The organism is Priestia endophytica, assembly GCF_026790145.1.
Classification (GTDB): Bacteria; Bacillota; Bacilli; order Bacillales; family Bacillaceae_H; genus Bacillus_I; species Bacillus_I endophytica_A.
On sequence record NZ_JALAMS010000011.1, the window covers coordinates 165,807 to 183,372 of the forward strand.

A 17,566-nucleotide genomic window follows, 5' to 3' on the forward strand; every position below is an offset into this window, starting at 1 on the left:
AGAGGAGAAGATTCTCCTCTTTTTTTACTTTTTAATTTGAGCAAGTTCTGCTCCTTTTTTATGCTTTACTGTAGTCTTTTCTCGTGCTCCTACTGTTAAGGAAACTAAAAATGCGATAAATAAAATAAGAGCCGCTCCTCCTAATGAGGCTTGATAAGGAAGTAAACTTTCTCTTGACAACGATCCAAATTGGAATAGGGCAATAATTCCTGCAAGTACCGCTAATCCAATGGAAGAGCCTAATCGATTTTGCACTTGAAAAAGCGTTGTAGCCCGCCCCATTGAAGAAGAAGAAACATTTGCAAAAGAAGTAAACTGCACGGTTACAACAGCATGTCCAAGTGAAACTCCTATACCAAATAAGATGATACGAAACACCCATGGATTAGCGATTGATCCTGCAAAACTTAATAAAACAAAAAGAAGAGCAGCAACTAAAAGACCTGTGGAAATGACGTTTTTGGCTCCCCACTTTTTGTTTGAAAAAGGAACAAGTCTTGATGCAAGCATAAGTCCTAATGCTTCTGGAAAAAGGACAAGCCCACTTTCAAGCGCAGAAGCTCCAAGCGCACTTTGATACATGAGAGGAAAAACATACAGCATTCCAAGCAATCCGCCAGAAGCTAAAAAAGAAATCATGCACATTTTCTTAAAATTGTCTTCAGCAAGAAGGCGGAGAAAAAGCATAGGCTGCTCGATTTTCAATTCCAAAAGAACAAAGAATGTTAATAAAACAAGGCCAGCAATTCCTGTTATTAGAACCACAGAGGACATACCTTCACTCGGAGCTTCAATAAAGGCATAAAGTAAAAAACATAAACCAGGTGCGCTTAGTAAGAAACCAAAAGCATCGAATTTACCTGCTTTTTGTTCCTTATGCTCCTTCAAGAAAAGGCATGCAAAGATAATCGTAAAAAGGCCAAAAGGCACGTTAATATAAAAAATCCATCTCCATGAGGCCATGTCAACGAGTAACCCACCAACAACAGGACCAATGGCAGGCGCAACGGCAATTGGAAGCAGAAGCGAGCGAGATGCTCTCGCTCGTTCTTCCTTTGAAAAAGTTCGAAAAAGCATTGCCATTCCAACAGGTGTTAAAAGTCCTCCTCCAATTCCTTGGAGAATACGAGAAACATTTAGAGCACCTAAACTATTTGAAAGTCCACAAAGAATGGACGCCCCTGTAAACAAACTCAGCGCAAGAATAAAAATCCGCTTTGTCCCGAACCGGTCTCCAAGCCATCCTGAAAGAGGCAAAATAACCGCAAGACTCGTAATATAGCTTATATTCAAAGAACTTGTCGCAGACGGGGAAATGCCGAATTCTCTGCTTATCGTTGATAACGCTACATTCACAATCGTGCCATCCATAGCAGCCATAAACATTGCTGTTACATAAATAATGCTTATGACTGTTTTCGGATGAAGCTCTTTTCTCATTTTAAAACTCCGCTTGCTAAAGATTCTTTTAACGAGAGTGGACGCATATCTGTCCACTCTTCATTAATATAAGCTAAGCACTTTTCTCTCGTGTCTTCTCGGTAAGAAATTTCCCAACCAAGCGGAATATCTAGAAAAGCAGGCCATAAAGAATACTGTCCTTCTTTATTTAATAATACAACATACAGTTCATCATCACGTTCAAATGGATTTGACATGCGTTTTCTCTCCTTCATTTTCAATTCTTTCAAGCTCTTGCGCTAAAAGCTCGCCTATTTCAGCGAGAGGCTTCGGCTGGCACATATCTTTATGACGACAATCGATGTCATACTGCTCAATTTCTCCATCTAAATACGTCTTCCATGCATCTGGTGAAATGGGATCAAACCATTCTGGAATAATCGTTGATCTAAAGAACATAAGATTTCCTTTAAAGGACTGTGGCTTATACTCTCCTAAAATACGAACCGAGTTTCGGTACGTTTCCTTCAAGCGTACGATTGTTTCGTCACTAAGGCTTGCTAATGCACATCCATCTTTTTTCAGTATGTTAATGGCGCTTTCCATTGTGAGCGGTTCGTTTTCTCCAAAATGGTCTGGATCATATCCCCCGAGCGCTAAAAGAGCGATAAGAGCTTCTTCTTCATCAGGCCCGCCTTTTAGTGGTAAGAAATGACTTGGATATGCATCAAGCAAAGCAAGAAGACGTACTTCTTCTCCTTCACGTTGAAGTCTTGTAGCCATGGCATGCACAACGTTCCCGCCGAGTGACCAACCAATAAGATGATATGGCCCATGAGGTTGAACGGTGCGGATTTCGTTTACGTAGTCTTCTGCCATTTCATCAAGCGTACGTGGGAATGCATTATCTTCTGAAATTCCTCGTGCCTGCAGTCCATAGATTGGATAATCAGCAGATAAAGCTGTCATAAGTCCTGCATAGCACCAGCTTAATCCTCCAGCAGGGTGTACGCAGAAAACAGGATTGCGCTGGCCACTTTTTCGAAGAGGTAAAAGAACGTTGAGAGAGTTCTCTTCTCCGCCTTCATCAATCTGTCTTGCAAGCCCTGAAACGGTTGGGGCTTCAAATAAATGTCCAATATTTAATTCCACACCAAGGGCATCTCGAATTTTTGAAATAAGCTCAACAGCTAGAAGTGAATGCCCTCCGAGGTTGAAGAAATTATCATGAATGCCAACACGTTCTAACTGAAGGACGCGCGTAAAGATATCGCAGAGCAACTCTTCTTTCGGCGTACGTGGATAATCTCCTTCTCCTTTGTAGTTAAAGTCCGGAAGCGGAAGCTTTTTGACATCAAGTTTTCCATTCACCGTAAGCGGAAATTCTTCCATCTCAATGAAAGCCGTTGGAATCATATAATCAGGAAGGTGATTTCTTACGTGAGTGCGAATTTCTTCTTCTTTTCCTTCTCCATTAGAAGTAGGGATATAGTAAGCAATTAGCTTTTGCGTTGAAATTTCTTCTCCTCCAACAACAACAGCGGCACTTTCAACAAACTCGGACTGAAGCAATACAGATTGAATCTCGCCAAGCTCAATTCGGAAACCGCGAATTTTCACTTGATGATCCGCTCTCCCTATATAGTCCAGCGTTCCATCTTGACGGTACCTGGCTTTATCTCCTGTTCGGTACATGCGAGAACCTTCTTTGCCATATGGATTAGCTACAAATCGCTCTGCAGTTAACCCTGGACGATTTAAATAACCCCTTGCAAGTCCCTCTCCACTTACGTACATTTCACCAATAACGCCTGGAGCAACAGGACGCAGGTAATCATCTAAAACATAGATCCCTAAATCTTTTATATTTTCACCAATTAAGCTATTTCCATGATGAGAAATGCTTTCAAGACCTAATTCTAGGAAACTTACATGCACGGTCGTTTCGGTAATTCCATACATATTAATAAGCGTTGGCCTATTTTCCTCATGACGGCTATACCACTCTTCTAGACGCGAGAGATCAAGAGCTTCACCGCCAAATATAATAAAGCGAAGCTTCAATTCTTCTCTTAGGTTCTCATTCTCTCTTTCTTCCCTCATAAATTGATAGAAAGCAGAAGGCGTTTGATTCAGAACCGTGACACCCTCACGCACAAGCAACTGAAGAAACTCTTTTGGAGATCGACTTACAGTATGTGGTACAATAACAAGCCTTCCTCCTCTAAGAAGCGCTCCCCATATCTCCCATACGGAAAAATCGAAAGCATAGGAGTGGAACATCGTCCAAGTGTCATGCTCGTCAAAATGGAACCATTCTTCTGTTGAGTCTAATAGTCTGATAACATTGTGATGTGGAATCACAACTCCCTTTGGTTTTCCAGTCGAACCTGATGTATAAATAACGTAAGCAGGATGATTCCTTTCCAATGAAGAAAGTCGTTCTTCATCTTTCACATTATAAGAAGAATAAGAGCTTACATCTTCTCTGTCTAAATAAAGCGTGAATCCGTCCTCAGCCGGAATCGTAATCGTACTGTTAGACAATGTGAGAAGACCTGAAGGCTTTGTATCTTGCAAGATAAACTCTAATCTGTCACTTGGATATGTTGGATCAAGCGGAACATAAGCAGCACCTGTTTTTAATACGGCTAAAATACTGACAATCATCTCTACAGATCTTGGTAAACTTAAAGCAATAAAGTCTTCAGGACCGACTCCTTTTTCAATAAGAGAGCGTGAAAGTCTATTTGCTTGTTCATTCAGTTCTCCATAAGTTAAATAATCTTCGTCGAACACAAGCGCAATATTGTCACGATAGAGACGTGCTTTCTCTTCAAATAATTGAGCAATTGTAGTCGGACTGTCTTGTGTAGCGATGCTTGGTTGTTTTACTAGTTTTGTTTTTTCTTTCTCTGTTAAGATATCTAAGAAGGAAATGTGCTCATCTTGATGATCTACGGCTTCTTCTAAAAGTTTGCACCATCTTTCGACCATTTTTATGGCACTCTCTTCTGTAAACAGATCTTTGCTATACTCTAAAAATCCGTGAATTCCTTGCTCACTTCCGTTTTTGTCATACTGCTCGCGCAGCTCAATTGTTAAATCAAACTTTGAAGCTCCCACATTAGGCATTTCCACTTCTGCTTCTGTTCCCTTAAGCGCGAGAGAAGGTTCTGCCGTATTTTGTAGAGCCAGCATAACTTGAAACAGAGGGTGTTTTGATCTTGAACGCGTTGGATTTAATTCTTCTACTAGTCGTTCAAATGGTATATCACTATGCTCATATGCATCTAAGTTCACCTTGCGAACGCGTCCAAGCAATTCGCGGAACGTAGGGTTTCCTGATGTGTCTGTTCTAAGGACAAGCGTATTAATGAACAAACCAACAAGCTCTGTTAAAGCATCGTCATTTCTTCCTGCAACAGGTGACCCAATAGCAATATCTTCTCCTCCTCCAAGTCGCGTGAAGAGAGCAGAAAGTCCTGCTTGCAGTACCATAAACAAGCTTGTGCCATTTTCTTTTGCGATTGCACTAAGTTTTTGATGAAGCTTGCTTTCGACTGAAAATGGAACCGTTCCACCTTGATAGCTTGACTGAACTGGTCGTGGGTAATCGGTTGGAAGCTCGAGCTCCTCCGGCAACTGTGCCAACTCTTTTTTCCAAAATGAAAGTTGTTCTTCAATTCGGTCTCCTTCTAGAAAACTCTTCTGCCATAACGTATAGTCCTTATATTGAACAGGTAGCGGCGTAAAACTAGGCGTTTCTTGCTGACAACGAGCGTTGTATGCAAACGCTAAATCTTTCATAACTGGTGCAAGCGACCATCCATCACAAGAAATATGGTGGAATAACAGCAACAGTACGTGCTCTTGTTTATTTAGGCTAAAAAGATAAGCGTGAAACGGCGGTTCTTCTGAGAGACGGAACGAATAGCGAATAGCCTCTTGAAGCTGCTCATCAAGTTCACATTCTTCTACTTCCTTTACTGTCAAAGGTAACAAGCGTTCCTCCCTTATTTCTTGATAAGGAACTCCTTCTCTTTCTTTATAAAGAGTGCGAAGTGGAGCATGTCGTTCAACTACATCTCCAATTGCTGATTTTAGCGACGTAACGTCAAGTTCTCCTTTAATTTTAGAAACGACTGGAATGTTATACGTTGGACTCCATCCTTCTAAATAATGAAGAAACCATAAACGCTGCTGTGCAAAGGAGAGTGGCACTTCTCCACTGTAATTCACTTTCTGAATAGGTGGTCGAGCTGCTTTTCCCTCTTCTAGTAGAACGGCAAGCTCGGCTACTGTACGATGATCAAAAAGCGCGCGTAAACTAATTTCCACACCAAACGTCTTACGAATACGCATTAATAAAACAGAGGCTAATAGAGAGTGACCTCCAAGATGGAAGAAGTCATCGTCAATGCCAACGCTTGTCACCCCTAGTACATCGATAAATAAATCTCTTAGCATCTCCTCCTGAGGAGTACGTGGCGCTCTTCCTTCTAGAACTGAAATGTCTGGCTCTGGTAGAGCCTTGCGATCAATTTTTCCATTTGGAGTTTGCGGAAGCTCATCCATCGTCATAAAGATAGCTGGGACCATATATTCTGGTAATTGTTCACTAACGTACTGACGCAACGCTCGCGTATCAACTTCTCCTCCCTCTAGAGGAACAATATAAGCAACAAGCTGATCTGAGCCAGCATCTGTTTTCCGTACAATAACTGTACTATGAGATACAGTCTCATAAGCTGAAATCACGTTTTCAATTTCTCCCAGCTCAATGCGGAAGCCGCGCATTTTGATTTGATGATCTGCTCTGCTTACATATTCAAGTGAACCATTTTTACTAAACCTCACAATATCACCAGTGCGATACATTCTTGTTCCAGGTTCAAAAGGATTTGCAATAAAACGTTCGCTTGTTAAAGAAGGTCTATTAAAATAACCGTGAGCAAGTCCTTCTCCCCCAATATAAAGTTCACCAAGCGTACCGTACGGGACAGGCTGTAAGGCGCTATCTAACACATACATTGTTGTATTTAAGATCGGTGTCCCAATGTTCGGTGTCTCGTTACCATCTTTAGAGAATGTGACAGAAGACGACCAAATCGTAGTTTCAGTTGGGCCATAAAAGTTCGTAACTTCGCAATCTAGTTCTCGGAAATGTCCTAAAAGATCTCCTGGTAGTGCCTCTCCTCCGACAAGCACGCGAAGTCCTCGTACGGCTTCTCTACTATAAGAAAGAAGAGCTCTCCACAACGTTGGGGTAGCTTGCATAACCGTTACTGCTTCTTTTTGTAGAAGGGACGCAAGCTGTGCTTGATCTTGTACTTCTTCCTTTTTCGCAATCACGCACTGTGCACCGCTTAAAAATGGAAGATAAAGTTCAAGAGCTGAAATATCAAACGAAATGGTTGTTACAGCAAGCAACTTATCCTCTTTTTTCATCGAAACATCATGCTGCATAGCATGCAAAAAGTTGACTAAACTCTTTCTTGAAATGACAACACCTTTTGGGTTTCCTGTTGAACCAGAAGTATAAATCATATAAGCAGGAGACTCCTCTGAAACAAAAACGGTTTCTTCCCGAGTGTCCTCATAAGAGGCGAGTTTATACTGAACATGTTCTTCATCTAGTACAAAACGATCTACTGTTTGATCATCTAAAGAAGGGGCAGACTTCTCATCTGTTAGAACAAGCGAAGGTTTTGCATCCTGAAGCACGTAAGAGATTCGTTCTGCTGGATACTCTGGATCAATTGGAACATATGCGGCACCTGCTTTTAATACAGCAAGCATCGAAATAGCCATGTCTACCGATCGATCCATCATAATTCCAATAAAATCTTCACTCTTTACTCCGTGCTCTCTTAGCAAACGAGAAAGTCGATTTACTTTTTCATTTACTTCTTTATATGTAAGAGAAACAGAGCTGTCTGAAAAAGCCGTTCTTCCCTCATATTGTTCTACACTTTGTTCAAAGAGTTCTACTAGCGTTTGAGGCGGAAGCTTTACAGTAGTATCGTTATATTCCGCTAACTGCGCTTGCTCTTTTTCAAGCAAAAGAGGTACTTTTCCAACAGTAAGAGATGTTTGGCTTTTCATAAACGTTTGAAGGAGCTGTAAGAAACGTTCGCTATGAAGGGCAATATCTTCTTTTGTATAGATAGAAGCATTTCCTTCTACATCAATACGGAGACCATTTTCATCTTCTTGGTCGTACACATTAAAAGTAATATCATCAACTGGACCTGTTGCAAGCTTATGTGTAGTAGCTTTATATCCTCCAAAATTCAGCGCATATTGAAAAGGCATAATGTTAATTTGTGGACCAAAGATACGTTCATTCCCGCCGACCTTTCCTAGCTTTCTTCGCAGCTCCTCATGTCTGTAGCGGCGATGTGGACGTATTTTTCGCATCTCGCTCGAAACAGCTTCAATAACGTCTAAGAAATTCATGCTCGAAGTAATCTGCAGACGAAGAGGAAGAAGATTCAAAGCCATCGTTGGAACGTTCAGAGCAGCAGACCCTAATCTGTTCATCATTGGCAAACATAGTACAACGTCTCTTGTCGATGTTAAACGATGGATGTAAACCGCGAGAGCTGCTGTAATCGTTTCGTGCCAGTTTCTACTTGAGACAGAAGATGATTTTACTTCTCTAACAATGTTGCTTGGCAAATATACAGTATGTTGCACAATATCTGAAGAAGGATTAGAAACCTCTTCCCCTAAACTCACAACATCAGGATTATCTTCAAAATAGTTCATCCAAAAGCTCTCATCATCACGAAACTTCTTTGATTGGTGATACGCTATATCTTCTTCTAATACGTTGGTGAAAGGAGAAAAGGTTCCTGCCTCTTTCTCTCCCTTAAGAAGAGATGTATAAAGGCTTGCTACTCTTTTTGTGATAAGCGAAAAACCAAATGCATCCATAGCAATATGATGAATACGTTGATACCAGAAGAAACGCTTGGACTCTATTTTAAAAACAGCTTGTAAAAAAAGAGGATCTTTCTCTAGTGAAATAGGTTTAGCTAAGTCTTCACGCATCCACTTCTTTGCTTTTTCTTCTGCATTTTCTTCATGACTTAAATCTATGTAATGAACGTTCACAGGCTTTGAATCATCGAGGAGTTGAAAAGGTCCGTTTTCATCCTCTGAATAAGAAACGTGCAAGGCATCAGCTTCTGAAACAGCTATTTTAATTGCTTCTTGAAGCTTTGTGACATCTATATCGCCATTAAGATCTATGTATTCACCTGTGTTGTATATTGGATCCTTCGGGTCTAACTGCTGTGCAAACCAAATACCATATTGCGCGCCGGACAGAGCCCAGCGCGTTTTTTCACTCTTCTTCATCTCATCAACTCCCTACTCATTCTACTTTTGCAAACGTTTTTTCTTTGCCTTGTGAAAGCAGTTTCGTCCATGCGGCTATCGTTGGTTGCTCTGCAAGCGTCATGAAAGTAATCTCTTCGTTATGATCTCTCCATTCTTCCACAAGACTCATAATCCGAATAGAATCCAATCCTAGATCTGTTAAATCGTCATTGTCCTCGATTTCTGATTGTGAAATTTCAAGAAGAGAAGCTACCTTTCCTTTTACGTCTACTCCATTTTTGCTTTCTAACTGATGAATTAAATTGTTTGTTGATAATGTAAAAGCGCATCGTTCTGAAGCATACTTCAGTGCCATATTGTGGTTTTCTAAAGAAAAATCTCCGAGTGCATCGCCAACAAAAAAGGCTTGGATATCTTCCATAAATGCTTCTCCTGCCGTTATCAAGCAGCCAATATGTGCATAAACACCGCAAATGATAAGCTGATCGCGTCCTTCTTTTTTCATTCTTTCTAACAAGTCCGTGCGTTTAAAAGCACTATATCTCCACTTTGTTAGCACAACATCCTTTTCTGAAGGTGATAACTCTTTTAAAATCGATGTTTGCTCTGGATCATCTGTCAATCCTTCTCCCCAAAAGTCTTGTAACAGCGCACGATCACGAGGATCTTGGTTTCCAGGCTGAGCTGTATAAACAACAGGTATACCGAGTTTATCGCACGTTTTTTTCAATAAAGCAATGTGCTCTACAAGCTCGGGAACTGGCGACTGTTCTCTATCAAAAGAATTTAGGAAATATTCTTGCATATCATGTACAAGTAGGACGGCACGGCTTGCGTCAGGCGTCCAGTTTACTCTGTTTTTTGGAAAATCTTTTTCAGTTGGCATATTGTATGATGTAATAGATGGAAGGCCCATCAAAATCACTCCTTTTTTATACTAAAGTTTGTTGGTTAAGCTTTTCTTCAATCATTTGTCGTAAACTTTTTTTATCCACTTTGCCAAGCGGGGTTTGCGGGAATTTTTGAACAAATTCAATTCGGTCTGGAATTTTAAATGCCGCAAGTCCGATCTCTTTTAAAAACTTTTTAAGACTCGTTGCTTTCACTCCCTCACGATGCGGGATAATATAAGCGCATGAACGCTCTCCTAAAAACGGATCTGGCATAGAAACAATCGCCGCATCATAAACATCCTCATGTGCAAGCAGATGGTTTTCTACTTCTTCAGCCGCGATTTTCTCTCCGCCACGATTAATTTGATCTTTATGACGTCCTTCTACTGTGATGTAACCCTCTTCATCTACTTTGACAAGGTCACCTGTACGGTAAAATCCGTCTTTTGTAAACGCTCGTTCGTTATGAGAACCGCCTTTATAGTAACCTTGAATTGTATAAGGACCACGAGTTAATAGTTCACCAACTTCAGAGATTCCAACGATTTGGTCATTTTCATCCACAATACGAATTTCATCGTACTCTGACATCGGCTTTCCTTGGGTGAAAATTACCCGCTCGTCTGAATCATGAAGACGCGTATAGTTTACAAGACCTTCTGCCATTCCATACACTTGTTGAAGCGTGCATCCAAATGCAGGAGAAATTCGTTTCGCCGCCTCAGCGCTTAGCTTCGCACCGCCAACCTGTATCACTTGTAAACTTGATAAGGCTTCATTTCTCGTTTTTCTTGCTTCTAGCCAAATAAGCACAACAGGAGGAACAACACCTGTAATTGTGACGTTTTCCTTTTCAATAAGTGAAAAGGCTTCATCAGGGCTAGGATCTCTCGCAAGAACAACTTTCCCTCCCCCATATAGCGTTCCAAGTACACCTGGTGAGCTTAAGGGATAGTTATGCGCAACAGGAAGAACGGTAAGATATACGCTATCTTCATTCATTCCGCAAATTTCATTACTTTTTACCAAACTATAAATATAGTCATTATGCATTCTCGGAATCAGTTTTGATCGTCCTGTGCTTCCTCCTGATAGTTGGAGAAAAGCAAAGTCATTTGGCCCAACATCTGCTGTGAAAGAAGCCTCTCTTTCATACACATCGCTAAGTGAGAGGAACTCTTCCGCCTCTCCTACTACAATGACATGTTTTAAAGAAGGAGCTTCTTTTTGAACTTCACGTGCAAGCTTTCGGTAATCATATCCACCATGCTTATCGTAAATAATGTAAGCAGCAGCTTCTGCAAACTCACAAAAATATTGAATCTCACTATAACGATGTGACGGCAAAGCAAAAACAGGAAGAACACCTAACCGGAATAAAGCAAAGCATACTTCAAAGAACTCTGCTTCATTTGGAAGCTGCAAGACGACTTTATCGCCTTTTTTCAATCCAAGCTTTTGAAATCCAGCGGCAAGCTCATCTGCTTTTTGATCTAACTCTCTATAGCTCAACTCTTTTGTACTACTTTTTACAGCGATTTTTTCTCCATATGTTTTAGCGCGGTCTTTCAACATGCTGCCAAACGTTTCGTTTGTCCAACATTCTTTTTCATAAAAATGAAAAAGCTCTTCCGGCCACGTTGGAAATCCTGACGTCATTCTTTTTCCTCCTCATTAATCCCCATTGCTCGCAGCATTGTTTTAAACTTTGCCGCTGTTTCAGCTCGCTCCTCGCTTGGAATAGAACCTTCAACAATTCCAGCACCAGCGAAAAGACGAAGAGATTCTTCTAGTACTTCAGCACAACGAATTGTTACAATCCACTCTCCATCCCCCTTCTCATTGCACCACCCTACAGTGCCAGTGAAAAAGCTCCGGTCAAACGGCTCAATATCCTGAATCTTCTGACGAGCTTGTTCAGTAGGTGTCCCGCATACAGCAGGTGTTGGATGAAGCACATGAGCAAGATCAAGCGAAGAAATGCTGTCATCTACTACTTCTCCTGTTATCACTGTTGATAAGTGCCACATTGTTTCGGTATGAAGAAGCTCTGGTTTTTCTGGTACATGTAGATTTTTACAATATGGCTTAAGTGCCCGAGCAATTTCTTGAACAACAAACGCATGTTCATATAAGTCTTTTTCAGAAGAAAGAAGCTCTTCACTTCTTCGTTTATCTTCAATCGGATCTTTGCTTCGCGGTCTTGAGCCTGCTAGAGGATTTGAAACAATTTGGTTGCCACGTTTGGCAATTAAAAGCTCTGGACTTGCTCCTACAAGCGTTTTGTTATCTATCTCATCACTAACGTTAGTGGCAAATGTATAACCATGCTGATTTTTTGAAGCGAGCTTATATAAAAGCTCTGGTACGTTAATTGCTTTTGAAGCGGATACTAAAAGGGAGCGAGCTAGGACAATCTTGTTGATTTCTCCCTCTCGAATACTTTGTAATCCAGCTTTTACTCCTTCTTCATATTCTTCTCCGCTTGGAAAAGAGCGTACTTCATATTGAATGTCCTCGTTAGAAAAAACGTGTTCTTTCACTTTTTCTGTTTCTTCAATATGAACATGTTCAGGAATGATGAGCTTAGACGGTTGAGACGGCAAAAATGGAATGGCCCCAACAGCAACTGGCTTCTCATATCCTTGTTGTTTTGCATTATGTAATAATTTTTTTACTGTGCTTGGTATTTCGCTTCTTTCTGTAAAAGGAACTTCTTTTACTTTTCCTTTTCCGAGTAACGTTTTTGTTGGTGAAGAAAAGAAAAAGTCTCCTTTCTCATACTGTTCAAGCAATGGTTTTGTAGCTTCCTCCATTACGCTTTGCTTCATCTTTTGTTCCTCCTTTTAAGGTTACACACCTAGGGTTGCGCCCCCATCGACGCACAAACTATTCATCGTAATGTGACCTGCTTTGTCAGACGATAGAAATAAAACGGCTTCAGCAATATCTGATGGAGTTGCTATTTTGTGAAGAGGTATACCCGTTTTATACGTTTCAAGTGAACCTTTAATAACGTTTTCTTCTCCTTTTTCGTCTTCCCATAGCAACTTCAGCATTTCCGTGTTCGTTGATCCTGGAGCTACAACGTTACAACGAATTCCGAACTGAGCAAGCTCTAATCCTAGGCATTTCGTGAACATCGTTGCAGCTGCCTTTGATGAAGCATAAGCAGCCATATCTATTCTTGGCATATGACCTGCATTTGAACTAACTGTTACGATAGAGCCGCGTCTTCTATTGATCATATAGCGGCTCACTGTTCGAGACATAACAAATACTCCTGTTGTATTGACTGCAAAAGTTGCCGCCCAATCTTCATCGCTAAGTTCAACTGTTTTTCCCATCCGAAGAACTCCTGCAACATTTGCTAAACATTCAATAGGCCCTATATTCTTTTCGATATCATCAATTATTTCTTCAACATATTTGCTTTTTGTAATATCTACTGAAAAAGCTTTTACCTGATAATGTTCACTTTTCAAACTTTCTTCAACAGCGTGAAGATTTTGAACATTTTGATCCAATAAAGCAACAAAGAATCCTTCCTGAGCAAATCTCCTTGCTACTTCTTTCCCAATCCCTTGGGCTGCCCCTGTTATAAGGGCAACACTAGGCTTTCCTTCACCCATATCTTCACTTCCTTTTTTTCTATGCTGAAAAATTGTCTTAGTAGTACTAGATCAATTGATAATGATTTTCACTATCGATTGAACAGTTCAAATGATAATACTTCTCAACTACTCTCGTCAACCCTCTCAAACTTCTTAAAGAAAAAAAACAACTTTTCGACTATCTTTCTTTAAAAGCCTAGAGCTATTTTATTTTTTAAATTCCCCTTATATATAAAGACTTTTCTCTTCTTCCACACTCCTTTTCCCTTTATTTTCTAAGCATAAAGACCTAAACACGTTGCCTAAAGAAGCTTTTTATTTTTATTTTTTTCAAATTCTTCCTTGAATTTTGAAAGATTTCTCGCTATATTTGATAGTGATAATGATTATCAGTATCAAATTTTAGAAAGGTGAACACGCTATTTTAGCTGTACATAAAAAAATATAAAAGGGGTTAAGAACATGAAAAAGAAAATTGCTCTAATTGGAATGTCTACTTTACTTACACTAGGACTTGCTGCATGCAACACAGAAAAAACAGCTCAGCAGTCTGATTCAAAAGCAGAAGAGACAAGTGCAAAGGAACAAACAATCAAATATTTAGGAAAAGAGTACACTCTCCCTGCTAATGTGGATAAAATTGCAGCAGCAAGCTTAGAATCTATGGAAGATTCTGCGGTGCTTGGCATTAAACCAGCAGCAACAATTACAGTAGGTGGGAAAATACCTGAATATTTAGCAAAAGACTTAGATGGGGCTACAGGCATTGGGGAAAAAATGCAGCCTGATGAGGAAACGCTTCTCAATGTTGATCCTGACGTTATTTTATGGACATCAAAGTCTCCTGAAAACGTGACTGAAAAGCTAAATAAAGTAGCTACAACAATTCCATACTCTCACGTTTCAGCAAATTGGAAAGATAACTTGCTTCTTTTAGGAGGACTAGCAGGGAAAACAGACAAAGCGAAAAAGATTATTAGTGACTATGAAAAAGAAGCAGCTCAGTTAAAAGAAGATATTAGTGGATCTGTAAAAGATAAAAAAGTACTTCTTGTACGCGTACGTGGTGGTAACTTGTATGTTTACCCACAAGATGTATATTTTAACTCTTCTCTATACAATGATTTTGGCATCAAAGTACCAGAAGAAATTAAGCCTGTAAAAACACAAGAACTTGTTTCACTTGAAAAACTTGCAGATATTAATCCAGATTACCTTTTTGTTCAGTTTGCAGATAGCGAGAATGCTAAAACACCAAAAGCATTAGAAGATCTTCAGAAAAACCCAATTTGGAAAAGCATAAAAGCAGTGCAAGATGACAAAGTATTTGTAAATTCTGTTGATCCTCTTTTCCAAGGTGGAACAGCTTATAGTAAACAAGAATTCTTGAAAGCAGCAAAGAAAGACTTAACAAAATAATGTAAGGTGCGTTCACATATGCTAAAAACAAGCGCTATTCCTATTCTAATTTTATGTAGCACTCCATTTCTTGTAATTGCTACGATTCTATTATCCATTTTATATGGAGCAAAAGACATTAGTATTCTTAGCGTTTGGAATGCTTTCATGCATTATGACCCATCGAATGTTGATCACAATGTTATTCTCACCTCTCGTTTGCCGAGAGTGCTAGCAGCCCTGCTTGTCGGGGCTTTTCTAGCTATATCAGGAGCACTTATGCAAGGAATCACACGAAATTACCTTGCCTCTCCTTCTATTATGGGGGTTTCAGATGGATCTGCTTTTGTAATTACAATTTTGATGGTTGTCTCTCCAAACTTAAGTTCAACAACAATGATTCTCTACTCAATCGCAGGGTCTGCTCTTGGTGCAGCACTTGTCCTTGGTTTTGGGTCTCTTGTTCCAAACGGCTTGTCTCCAATTCGTCTTGCCATCATCGGAACGGTCATTGGAACATTTTTAAGCGGCATCTCTTCTGCTATTGCCTCTTATTTTCAAGTGTCCCAAAATATAAGCTTTTGGTACAATGCGAAGCTTCATAGTGTCGATATGGACGTTTTAACTCTTTCTGTACCGGCTGGGATTATCGGAATCTTCCTTGCTCTTTTTATCTCTAAATCTGTCACAATTCTTTCACTCGGTGATGAAGTGTCTACTAATTTAGGAGAACGTACAGGATTGATTAAAACACTAGCAATTTTAGCAGTTGTAATTTTAACCGGTACAACTGTTGCACTTGTTGGAAAGATTGGCTTTGTTGGCCTTATTATCCCTCACATGACCCGTTTTTTAGTTGGGATTGATTATAAATGGCTCATTCCTTGTGCGGGAGCTATTGGAGCCGTTTTTCTTGCTCTTTGTGATGTGATAAGTCGTTTTGTAAACTATCCTTTTGAAACACCTATTGGAGTTGTTACATCCCTTATTGGCATTCCTTTCTTTCTATATCTTGTGAAAAAGAAAGGGGGCGAAAAAAATGCCTAAAGATTCATGGCAACGCTATACGCTTACAATTATCATTCTGTTGCTATTAATCTTAACAACAGGGTATTTTAGCTTAACAAGCGGAGCGTTCGAAATGACGGTACGAAACGTAGTAGAAACGCTTTTACGCATCAATGAGGATCCTAAATACGATCTTGTTATATTTGATTTTAGACTTCCACGGATTTTAATTGCTGGATTAGTTGGTTTAGGATTAGGAATTGCAGGAGCCGTTATTCAAGGGGTAACGCGCAACGGACTAGCAGACTCAGGGATACTTGGAATTAATTCAGGAGCTGGAACAGCAATTGTTCTATTTATGTTTTTCTTTCAAGGTCAAATAGCTAATGCCGGCTTCTTTTCCCTCATGATTATGCCGATTTTTGGACTTTGTGGAGGCCTTTTAGCCGCCTTCGTAATTTTCATATTTTCATGGCAAAACGGACGAATTGATACAGGAAGGCTAATTTTAACAGGAATTGCGATTAGCTCAGGGTTTGGAGCTCTTTCTCTCTATCTTTCTCTTAAAATGAACTCCTCTGATTTTGAAATGGCAACAGTCTGGCTTTCCGGAAGTATTTACGATGCTAACTGGCACTATGTTCTGTCTGTTGTGCCTTGGCTGCTCATTCTTATCCCTCTTTTATATCGAAAAGCTCATTTGCTCGATCTCTTCCAGCTTGAAGAATCAAGTATCAAAAGCCTTGGTGTTTCAGTTGAAAAAGAGAAGGTACTTTTACTATTAGGAAGTATTGGGATTGTTAGTGCATGTGTAGCTGTCTCAGGAAGCATTGCTTTTGTTGGCCTTTTGTCTCCACATATTGCAAGAAGGCTTGTTGGCGTTCACCATAGACACGTTATTCCTGTTTGTGGCGGAATTGGAATGCTGCTTGTTTTACTTTCTGATTATATTGGAAAAACCATTTTTCAACCGCTTGAGCTTCCGGTTGGTATCGTGTTATCGATTATTGGTGTTCCTTATTTTCTCTACTTACTTTCAAAAGCAAAAGCATAGGAGGAATAAAATGAGTATTTTACGAACGGAAAATCTAGCTGCAAGCTATGAAAAGTTCTCAGTGTTTACAGATCTTAATGTAACAATCCCAAAAGGAGAAATCACTACTATTATTGGTCCAAACGGCTGTGGAAAATCAACGTTGCTTAAGACAATGGGTCGTATTTTAAAACAGAAACATGGAAACGTGTATTTACAGGGTCAAAATCTAAACAAGATGCCAACAAAACAAATTGCTAAAAATTTAGCGCTTCTTCCTCAAACACCAACTTCACCAAGCGAGTTGAAAGTAGAAGAACTTGTGTCATATGGTCGTTATCCACATCGCACAAATAAAAACAAACTCTCTTCTTATGATAAAGAAATGATCAACTGGGCTCTGGAAGTGACGAGAACCTCTTCTTTTAAACATCGTGAAATTGGGCAACTATCAGGAGGTCAGCGCCAAAAAGTATGGCTTGCAATGGCACTTGCGCAAGAAACAGAAGTGCTTCTTCTTGATGAGCCAACAACATATCTCGATATGGCCCACCAGCTTGAGGTATTAGAAATTGTAGAAAATCTAAATAGGGATAAGATGCGCACAATTGTGATGGTTCTTCATGATATCAACCATGCAGCTCGTTTTTCTCATCATATTGTGGCTATGAAAAACGGAGAAATCATTCAAAAAGGCGCACCGCGAGATATTATTATCGAAGATGTGCTGCGCGAAGTCTTTGAAATTGAAGCACGCATTATGATTGATCCGTATAATGGCGCACCTGTTTGCTTTGGATACGATAGCATTGGAAAAAAACAAGAAAAATCATTTGAAAAAGTATATATCACAAACTAATAATGAGAGG

Annotated in this window: 11 protein-coding genes; 4 read left to right on the forward strand and 7 right to left on the reverse strand. The window is 39.9% G+C overall.

Annotated features, from left to right (window positions below):
- Positions 1-24 precede the first annotated feature (24 nt).
- The 7 genes from MOC86_RS09265 to MOC86_RS09295 are packed head-to-tail and all read right to left on the reverse strand — an operon-like array spanning position 25 to position 13,276.
- Positions 25-1,440 carry an MDR family MFS transporter gene (locus MOC86_RS09265; RefSeq protein WP_268583901.1) on the reverse strand — a complete coding sequence of 472 codons (1,416 nt, stop codon included), beginning with the start codon at positions 1,438-1,440 and terminating at the stop codon, positions 25-27.
- A complete protein-coding gene (locus tag MOC86_RS09270) occupies positions 1,437-1,658 on the reverse strand; it encodes an MbtH family protein (protein ID WP_061805330.1) in 222 nt (73 codons plus the stop codon). The genes MOC86_RS09265 and MOC86_RS09270 overlap by 4 nt, the downstream gene beginning before the upstream one ends.
- On the reverse strand, positions 1,642-8,769 hold the full coding sequence (locus tag MOC86_RS09275) for an amino acid adenylation domain-containing protein (RefSeq protein ID WP_268583904.1): 7,128 nt from the start codon (positions 8,767-8,769) through the stop codon (positions 1,642-1,644). Before MOC86_RS09275 ends, MOC86_RS09270 begins: the two co-directional genes overlap by 17 nt.
- 16 nt (positions 8,770-8,785) lie before the next feature.
- Positions 8,786-9,667, reverse strand: a complete 882-nt coding sequence (locus tag MOC86_RS09280) for an isochorismatase (RefSeq protein ID WP_268583905.1) — start codon at positions 9,665-9,667, stop codon at positions 8,786-8,788.
- A 16-nt stretch (positions 9,668-9,683) separates the two neighbouring features.
- The gene (locus tag MOC86_RS09285; protein WP_268583907.1) at positions 9,684-11,303 is read right to left on the reverse strand and encodes a (2,3-dihydroxybenzoyl)adenylate synthase; all 1,620 of its coding nucleotides are present in this window, start codon (positions 11,301-11,303) and stop codon (positions 9,684-9,686) included.
- On the reverse strand, positions 11,300-12,475 hold the full coding sequence (gene dhbC / locus MOC86_RS09290) for an isochorismate synthase DhbC (protein ID WP_268583909.1): 1,176 nt from the start codon (positions 12,473-12,475) through the stop codon (positions 11,300-11,302). Before dhbC ends, MOC86_RS09285 begins: the two co-directional genes overlap by 4 nt.
- 21 nt (positions 12,476-12,496) lie before the next feature.
- On the reverse strand, positions 12,497-13,276 hold the full coding sequence (locus MOC86_RS09295; protein ID WP_268583911.1) for a 2,3-dihydro-2,3-dihydroxybenzoate dehydrogenase: 780 nt from the start codon (positions 13,274-13,276) through the stop codon (positions 12,497-12,499).
- Between the two features lie 444 nt (positions 13,277-13,720).
- On the opposite strand from MOC86_RS09295, the gene MOC86_RS09300 reads away from it, so the two are divergent.
- The 4 genes from MOC86_RS09300 to MOC86_RS09315 are packed head-to-tail and all read left to right on the forward strand — an operon-like array spanning position 13,721 to position 17,556.
- Positions 13,721-14,677 (forward strand): ABC transporter substrate-binding protein, encoded by a 957-nt coding sequence (locus MOC86_RS09300; protein WP_268583912.1) that lies wholly within the window; start codon positions 13,721-13,723, stop codon positions 14,675-14,677.
- Between the two features lie 18 nt (positions 14,678-14,695).
- Complete coding sequence (locus tag MOC86_RS09305) at positions 14,696-15,703, forward strand: FecCD family ABC transporter permease (protein WP_268583913.1); 1,008 nt, start codon at positions 14,696-14,698, stop codon at positions 15,701-15,703.
- Complete coding sequence (locus MOC86_RS09310) at positions 15,696-16,718, forward strand: FecCD family ABC transporter permease (protein ID WP_268583914.1); 1,023 nt, start codon at positions 15,696-15,698, stop codon at positions 16,716-16,718. The genes MOC86_RS09305 and MOC86_RS09310 overlap by 8 nt, the downstream gene beginning before the upstream one ends.
- A gap of 10 nt (positions 16,719-16,728) precedes the next feature.
- A complete protein-coding gene (locus tag MOC86_RS09315) occupies positions 16,729-17,556 on the forward strand; it encodes an ABC transporter ATP-binding protein (RefSeq protein WP_268583915.1) in 828 nt (275 codons plus the stop codon).
- Positions 17,557-17,566: the final 10 nt, after the last annotated feature.

Excerpts from the sequence above, each read along its gene's own strand:
- MOC86_RS09265 (WP_268583901.1), bottom strand. The coding sequence starts at position 1,440 with ATGAGAAAAGAGCTTCATCCGAAAACAGTCATAAGCATTATTTATGTA.
- MOC86_RS09270 (WP_061805330.1), bottom strand. The coding sequence starts at position 1,658 with ATGTCAAATCCATTTGAACGTGATGATGAACTGTATGTTGTATTATTA.
- MOC86_RS09275 (WP_268583904.1), bottom strand. The coding sequence starts at position 8,769 with ATGAAGAAGAGTGAAAAAACGCGCTGGGCTCTGTCCGGCGCGCAATAT.
- MOC86_RS09280 (WP_268583905.1), bottom strand. The coding sequence starts at position 9,667 with ATGGGCCTTCCATCTATTACATCATACAATATGCCAACTGAAAAAGAT.
- MOC86_RS09285 (WP_268583907.1), bottom strand. The coding sequence starts at position 11,303 with ATGACGTCAGGATTTCCAACGTGGCCGGAAGAGCTTTTTCATTTTTAT.
- dhbC (WP_268583909.1), bottom strand. The coding sequence starts at position 12,475 with ATGAAGCAAAGCGTAATGGAGGAAGCTACAAAACCATTGCTTGAACAG.
- MOC86_RS09295 (WP_268583911.1), bottom strand. The coding sequence starts at position 13,276 with ATGGGTGAAGGAAAGCCTAGTGTTGCCCTTATAACAGGGGCAGCCCAA.
- MOC86_RS09300 (WP_268583912.1), top strand. The coding sequence starts at position 13,721 with ATGAAAAAGAAAATTGCTCTAATTGGAATGTCTACTTTACTTACACTA.
- MOC86_RS09305 (WP_268583913.1), top strand. The coding sequence starts at position 14,696 with ATGCTAAAAACAAGCGCTATTCCTATTCTAATTTTATGTAGCACTCCA.
- MOC86_RS09310 (WP_268583914.1), top strand. The coding sequence starts at position 15,696 with ATGCCTAAAGATTCATGGCAACGCTATACGCTTACAATTATCATTCTG.
- MOC86_RS09315 (WP_268583915.1), top strand. The coding sequence starts at position 16,729 with ATGAGTATTTTACGAACGGAAAATCTAGCTGCAAGCTATGAAAAGTTC.